We start from the raw sequence: 7,196 nt of genomic DNA, 5'->3' as shown, positions 1-7,196 counted from the left end.
ACCTTAATTTATTAAAAGCCTTCTAACCTTTGGCTTCTGATCTATCTTACTTTTGGCCCGAATCGGGAGTTGCAGCCAACTTGGTAGCATTGATAGCGATAATTTCGGCATCTTCCACAATTTGAATGGCTTTTCGAGAGGGAGTACCCGTAAAAAGACTTTCGACTCGTGCAATTATGGTGTTCTCTGGCGAAAAAGATTCGGTTATGTCAATGCCGTCTTTATAATAATAAATTCGTGCGATGCCTTTTTTGACAAAATAAATGGTTAGGCAAGTGTGTCCGATAGATTGCAAATCTTCGTTTCTCTTGATAGTAATCATAGAACATATTTCAGTAATGGCTTTTTCAGCCTCTGGTGGCAATGCTTGAAATCGGTTAAAATACATCAAGAGTTCTTTCATGCTTTTTTTAATTGCCATTTGATTGAAAACGTTCCAATGCCTTTCTCAATTCCTCATTTTCAAGTACATACCGTTGCACTTGCCCTTTTAAATGGGCATTTTCAGAAAGTAGTGCCGAAATCATTTTCTCTGTTTCGTCATAAGGCATAGCTTCTTCGGCAGCTTTGGCTTGGTTAGCATAACCACGGCAAGTAGCTGAACAATACTTAGCCGTTGACCGACTGGCAAAGTAAATAATGCCACACCAAAGGCAGGTTTTTTCAAAGACTTTGGCGTTGTACTTGAAGTTGGAGCGATCTAATTGTGGCATAATAGTAAGCGGTTATCTTGTAGTAAAGATATAGGAAGGTTTTTATATATCAAAATTATATCGTGATAATTACGTTATAAAAACAAGTATTTACAATTATATATCTATATCGAAAAGTCCAATTTCTTCTTCAACTCTCGCCAATCAGGCATTAATATAGTTTGCAACTCGTAAAAAGCTGCGTTATGATATGGAATTACCAAATGACACAACTCATGCAAAATCACATATTCGATACAGGCTTTTGATGTTTTGACAAGATTAGGATTGAGCAATATATTTCCTACGTTGGTACAACTTCCCCAGCGTTTGGGCATTGATAGTAGTTTGAAATTAAGATTTGCTTTAAGCTCTTCTTCCAACGGTAATTTTTCAAGACACTTCTTAAAAACAGGTCCAAACTTTTCTTTCGCTTTTACTCGATACCATTCTTCTAAGGCTTTTTCAATTACTGGTTTGTTCGTTTTATCAAGAGTATAAATCTCAATATATCCCCCACGAAAAATCACTTCTCGTTTCTCGGATTCTATTACTTTTAGGCGATATTGACGACCTAAATAATAATGGGTTTCACCCGAAATGTACTTTCTTGGAGTTGTTTTTGGTTGAAACTGTTGGAAGGTATCCAGTTGTTTTATTATCCACGCTGCCTTGCGGTGTACCTTCGCCTTGATTTGCTCAATGGCAGTATCTGTTGGGGAAATAACGGTTATTAATCCGTCAGGAAAAACAGTAATTGATAAACTTTTACGCTTTCGATATTCAATCGAAAACACAATTTCTACTGAGCCAAATTTGATACTATGATTTTCCATTGAAACGAACTTTGGCAATGCTAATAAACTTTTCAATCAAATCGTCCAGCATACTCGTATTCCACTCTAAGCCATAATCGCTCTTAAAATCCCACAGTAAATCATCAAAAGCCGTTCTCATTTTCCCTACTACTTCGCTTTTATTCTGCCAATCAACAATAGCAACTCCACCAGAAAACACAGTTTTTTGAATAGCCTCATCAATATAAAGTGCCAACCATGTTGTTTGCTCTATTAAAGCGCCTGTACTTATTTTTTCTGCCAAAATTCTATAAATAGCCTGAGCTGTATCTCTGCCTTGGAGTAACTCGGGGATATCATCTGCCTTGCGATTTAAAACAGCCTCCTTGATGTCATTAACTTTATTCAAAAATTCAATTTCATTAATCCTCTGTTGCCGATAAGCTTCTAAGGTATCTTTTATCATTTCCGAAAATCGCTTGTAAAACGTAGGGTCTTCCTCCATTTTTTCTGTAATCGTCTTTTGTGTTCGGCTCGCAATAGCGTGTGCCTTCGATGCTGCACCCGTTATTTTTTGAACTTCTTCTTCAAATTTTTCTCTGTCAAAAATATTGACCTGTTCGGTAATACTGATGATTTCATCGGCGGACACATGGGTATCAATCAACTTCTGTATTTGCCCTTCAAACTGTTTGTAGTCAATCTCTAATGAATAAATTTGAATAACTGATTGCCTCAGGTTTTGAAAAAACAAAAGGTCGTGCTTATATCGTTCTTGATCGTATTCAGGGGTTTGGGTAACAAATTGATAAGCAGAAAGTGCCATTTTAAGTAACCGAGCAAAGCGAGATAGTCTTTCAAAAAACAAAGTTCGTAAAGCCTCATCGGAAAGAAAGTTTTCATAAGCTGCTGAATCTTTCTTGTTCGATATGGTTTTGAATATATCCCAAACCATAGAATGGGCCTGCGGTAATTGCTGAATCTCTTCTTGAATGTCTGTAATCGTATCTTCTAAATCTTGATTATCGTAATCCTCATAACTGGTATATAGTTGAAGGGTACGATTCAATTCTTCAATTACACCGTCATAATCAATAATGTAACCGAACTCTTTTCCCGCATACTTTCTATTTACACGGGTAATAGCCTGAAAAAGCGTATGTTCTCTCAATCTTCGACACAAATACAGCACTACATTTCGTGGGTTATCGAAGCCTGTCAATAATTTATCAACCACAATGATAATCTCGGGCGTATCATTTTTTTTGAAGGCTTGCCGTAGGGTTTCATCATACTTTTTGGCTGTACCGTATTTGTCCATCATCTTTTTCCAGTGAATCAACACCTCGTCGCTAATGTGTCCGTAGGCATCTTCTATTCCTTCTCGGTCGTCGGGTGGCGATACCAATACTTCACTGGATACCAGTCCAATTTCGTCTAAAAACCGCTTATACCTCACGGCAGCTTGCTTGTTGGGAGCTACTAATTGCCCTTTAAAACCAGTTCTCTGCCAGTTGTCTTTATAGTGTTGCGAAATATCCCAAGCTTTGGCATAAATAATCTGCTCCCCTGCGGTAAGCGCATCTTGACGACTAAATTTTCGCTTCAAATCGGCTCGCTGATAGTTATTCAACGGCTCCGAAATTTTATTGAAATAATTATCTAATGGCCTTTCGTTTACATTGAAAAGTGGCGACCGCCCCTCAAACAAAAGCGGCACTACTGCCCCATCGGCCACGGCATCAGATACGGTGTAGCTATCTATGATACCGCCAAACTTAGCAGCGGTATTCTTTTCTTTTTTCATTAAAGGCGTACCTGTAAATGCGATAAAACAAGCGGTTGGCAGTACCCGTTGCATTTTTACATTCAGCGTGCCGTATTGGGTACGGTGTCCTTCATCTACCAGTACAAAAACATTTGGAGTAGTAATGGCCTCCGACATTTTTTTAACGGCAGCCTCAAATTTGTTGATAATGGTTGTAACGATAGCATCCGAGCTTTGGCTTAAATAAGCTACTAAATCGTTGCCTGTTTTGGCTTGTACTACTTCTTTATCGCACTTGGCAAAGGTTTGGTAAATCTGGTCGTCTAATTCTACACGGTCAGTTACTAAAATAATTTTTGGATTCGGAATTGTTTTTTCCATGGCCAGCAACTGCGCAAGCATGACCATCGTGTAAGATTTACCACTCCCCTGCGTATGCCAGATTACTCCACCTGACCTTACCATAATTCCTTGTACAAAGGGCGATGGTCTTGAAATTTTCAATCGCTCTAAGGTCTTACGAACGCCAAAATATTGCTGGTATCGAGCTATGACTTTGGCTCCTGCATCATAGACTATAAAGTTGAAAATCAAATCAAAAAGCCTTTCGGGGCGGCAGGTATTATATAGTAATTCGTCTTGACTTGTAATACTCCACTGCGCTCCAATTGCTTCTCTATATGGGTTTTCTTGCCCTGCTCGTTCTTCATTACACAATAGGTTTTCCCAATAAATTGTATTGTTAATACTTTCGTTTTTTAGCGTCTGCAAGGTCGTTTTTTGATTTTCTTCGGCCTGTCTGTTAGTATATTGCTCTCGCCATGCCCCCCAAAACTCTTCTTCGGTGGCAGTGGTACCATATTGTGCAGTATTTTCGCATAACGCCATACAAAGCTGTGAAAACACGTATAATCCACGAATGCCGTCTTCGTTTTGATTGCGTAAATGTTGTGATATGGCCTGACTGAGCGGTTTATCAATCTTTGGGCTTTTGCACTCAATAACGACCAACGGAATTCCGTTGACATACAAAATAATATCAGGACGGTAGTGACTGGTGGCAGCCCCATCAGAACGATTGGAACGTTGAACACTGAGTTCTTCGGTTACATGAAAGACATTATTGGCAAGGTTTTTCCAGTCTATATAGTGGAGTGTGTAGCTTTTTCTATCTCCCAAAATAGTTTCCTCAAAACTCTTCCCCAGCGTCAGAAGGTCATAGATGTATTTGTTTGAGGCCATAAAGCCCTCTTGTAATGGGTAATCTTGTAAAGCATAGATAGCATTGCTTACGTTAGTTTCTGAAAACTGATGTTCTCGGTTTTTATAGCGAAAAGAATTGTTTTTGTGTATTTGTTCTCGCAAAACCCCCTCCAATAATATACCGCTGGTCTTCCCGCCCCGAAGTCGCAGTGCTTCGGATGGGGTAAGATACTTGTACCCTATGGCTTGTAAGGTAAATAGGGCAGGTATTTGGCTGATGTCGTCTTCTCGAAAGGAGGGATTCATAATTTTAGACGTTAAACAATGTACTTCTTCTATGATTTACGGCGGTTAAACAGGTACTATTTTTTTTAAAAAGGTTAATAGGTGGGAAAATGTTTACCTAAATGCTTATGCCAAAGCTGGATTGCTTTCTCTTTCTTTGTTGTTTTAACAGCGATTTCTCCATCTTCTATTAGGGCATCAAGATGGTGAAAAAATGCCTGTCGCTTTGACAATGTATTTATATTTCTCAACAAGTCGTCATGTGGTTTTACGGGCATATTACAACTAAAACCCCTTTGAAGAGTTTGTCTGATATTTATGATGGTTGCTAAAAATGCTATATCATCTCGGCTGTGCTTTTCGTGATGGGTAGCTGCCAAAACAGTCATCGCTACTCCTTTGGGCATTTCAAAATCCTGTCCATAATGGGTTGCCCAACCTTTTAGGTAGCGAATAATGTGCGTCAATTGCACATTTCTACTGCCCTTATTGTCTTTATACCATGCCTCAAATTCGGTTGCATCACTCGAAATCCAACCGTTTCGAGTAGCCAATTGTGGATTGCGCTCTCCCCTTAGCTGTTCTAAATAGAAAATAGGTACATCAATGTGGATTTTTGATTCTTCACGATAAATTACTCTTACGCATTTATTCTTACGAGTAGGGGCATAAGTAGTACGTAAATCATAAAGAGCATCATATACTCGCTCAATCAGTGTAGCGGGCTGTACATTGGGTTTGGGATAAAAATAAATCCCAAAATCTATATCTACTGTATCGCCTTGCTTTCGAATCATGGTGCTGATGCTTTTTGAACCTTGTACCTTGAAGCCCTTTACATTATACCCTTCCCTTTTATCGAAATACTTTCTCAGTTGTTTTTCTACCCCATATTGGGCAGTTTTCAAGCGATTAAAGGTAGTTGGCGGTATATCCAAGTTACTCCGATAAGTAATGAATTGTTGATGACAATTTGCCATGACGTTGTCATTTTATAATTACTAAGTGTACACTTCGTTTTGTGTTTTAGGGTGATTTAATTGATTTTTACTGTACATTATGCAAAAATCATTGTACTTTATTTAGAAATGTTTAAGTATTTAAACACTTTTGCACTAAGCTGACTCGGTCTGACCCTTGTCTGTATCGGTCGGACTGCCGAAGCAGCCGCAACAATCAAAAAAGCTTTTGAGCCTTGGTTCGTAACCAGGGCTTTTATCTTGTTGTTACCCGCACTTTCCCCGTCAATAGCTGCTGCATCAGGCCTCGTTTTTGCGTTTTGAGTTTTTCCAAATACACCTCCGTTTGCCGTAGCTCCGCATCGGCAGCGTTCAGAATGGCGGCAATGCGGGTTTGCTCGGTGAATGGAGGTAGGTGTATTTTTAGTTTTTCAATATCACGTGAATACAAATGAACAACACTTTGTCCTTGTCCAAAGGCTCGAATCTGCTTTCTTACAAAAGCACTATTTATGATGTAAGAAAGAAAAATGCTATCACCACCCTGAGGACTGAAAATAATTAAATCGCCACCAGCATAAACCTCGTCAGTTCCAATAAACGCAACTGCTTTACCAATATCTTCAAGCGTTTCACCAGAGCCAGCAAAGAGAATATCATTTTGTTTAATTTGTTTACTTGAAGAAGCCGTCTGCTCCGAAATGAATGAATGATATTTTCTTATGACAAAATGATGAACTGTATAAATTTCTCCATATCGAATACATGGAATTCCATTTTCAATCAGTTCTTCTTTTGTTATGCCTGAACCCTTAGAAAAACTCCCCACCTCCCCCAACCTCACCTCTTTCCAGTCGGGTTTGGGGCTGAGGAGTTGTTGCATCAGTCCTTTTTTACGTTTTTGGAGAGCGTTGAGCAGGGCGTTGGTGGTTTGGAGGGCGGCATCCCAAGTACCCAAGATAGTCGCTATTTTCTGCTGTTCAGCCAGGGGGGGGAGTTTTACGGGAAGTCCTTTGATAAGTTCTCCGTTTAGATTTTCTTGATTTCCCACGTTACTTAGCCCTCTAATTTCTTCATAACGACTGGCTAAATTTTGAAAAACAAAATCTGTAATAGTCTGTCCATTGTTTAAAATAATTGCTGCACACGCCTGATTAGTAGCAGCTTCCATACCCAATAGTGCTACTTTACCCCGTGTTTTCCCTTGCCCATACATAGCCATCAGTATAGTACCAATTGGGAATAATTTGGCCGATGAATTTGACAAACCTTCTTCCGTAATATACTCTTCTGACTTTTCAATTACGTTAAAATCAATCAATGAAGTTGAAATCCAAGGATATTCACCATTCCAATAGCTGGGTTTACTTCTATCTGGTGTTCCACCTGATGTAATCTTCGCAATTTCCCCCAATTTTTTAAGGGACCAGCCGTTGGGGAGGGAGTTTTTGGGGTTGTGCATGGGTGTAAAATAGGTAAAGAAATTGGTTTT

6 protein-coding genes are annotated in these 7,196 nt (G+C 39.2%); all 6 read right to left on the bottom strand.

Annotated features, from left to right (window positions below; all coding sequences use genetic code 11):
* Nucleotides 1–46 precede the first annotated feature (46 nt).
* On the bottom strand, nt 47–403 hold the full coding sequence (locus AC23N5_RS25680) for a Crp/Fnr family transcriptional regulator (RefSeq protein ID WP_487757734.1): 357 nt from the start codon (nt 401–403) through the stop codon (nt 47–49).
* A gap of 7 nt (nt 404–410) precedes the next feature.
* Nucleotides 411–713, bottom strand: coding sequence for a nucleotide exchange factor GrpE (locus tag AC23N5_RS25675; RefSeq protein WP_472490378.1), 303 nt, complete (start codon nt 711–713; stop codon nt 411–413).
* A 104-nt stretch (nt 714–817) separates the two neighbouring features.
* Nucleotides 818–1,528: a M48 family metallopeptidase gene (locus AC23N5_RS25670; RefSeq protein WP_472490376.1), complete on the bottom strand. Its 711-nt coding sequence runs from the start codon at nt 1,526–1,528 to the stop codon at nt 818–820.
* Entirely contained in the window at nt 1,515–4,766 is a 3,252-nt protein-coding gene (locus AC23N5_RS25665; RefSeq protein WP_277341160.1) for a type I restriction endonuclease subunit R, read from the bottom strand. The genes AC23N5_RS25670 and AC23N5_RS25665 overlap by 14 nt, the downstream gene beginning before the upstream one ends.
* Before the next feature lie 74 nt (nt 4,767–4,840).
* Nucleotides 4,841–5,725, bottom strand: coding sequence for a CBASS cGAMP synthase (locus AC23N5_RS25660; protein WP_277341159.1), 885 nt, complete (start codon nt 5,723–5,725; stop codon nt 4,841–4,843).
* A 235-nt stretch (nt 5,726–5,960) separates the two neighbouring features.
* Complete coding sequence (locus tag AC23N5_RS25655) at nt 5,961–7,166, bottom strand: restriction endonuclease subunit S (protein ID WP_277341158.1); 1,206 nt, start codon at nt 7,164–7,166, stop codon at nt 5,961–5,963.
* Between the last annotated feature and the right edge of the window lie 30 nt (nt 7,167–7,196).

It is taken from the genome of Runella sp. R5_40 (assembly GCF_057652295.1).
This window is presented reverse-complemented; position numbering and strand designations above follow the sequence as displayed.

What these genes read in the sequence shown, in the direction of transcription:
- AC23N5_RS25655 (WP_277341158.1), bottom strand. Translation starts at nt 7,166, where the DNA reads ATGCACAACCCCAAAAACTCCCTCCCCAACGGCTGGTCCCTTAAAAAA.
- AC23N5_RS25675 (WP_472490378.1), bottom strand. Translation starts at nt 713, where the DNA reads ATGCCACAATTAGATCGCTCCAACTTCAAGTACAACGCCAAAGTCTTT.
- AC23N5_RS25680 (WP_487757734.1), bottom strand. Translation starts at nt 403, where the DNA reads ATGAAAGAACTCTTGATGTATTTTAACCGATTTCAAGCATTGCCACCA.
- AC23N5_RS25665 (WP_277341160.1), bottom strand. Translation starts at nt 4,766, where the DNA reads ATGAATCCCTCCTTTCGAGAAGACGACATCAGCCAAATACCTGCCCTA.
- AC23N5_RS25670 (WP_472490376.1), bottom strand. Translation starts at nt 1,528, where the DNA reads ATGGAAAATCATAGTATCAAATTTGGCTCAGTAGAAATTGTGTTTTCG.
- AC23N5_RS25660 (WP_277341159.1), bottom strand. Translation starts at nt 5,725, where the DNA reads ATGGCAAATTGTCATCAACAATTCATTACTTATCGGAGTAACTTGGAT.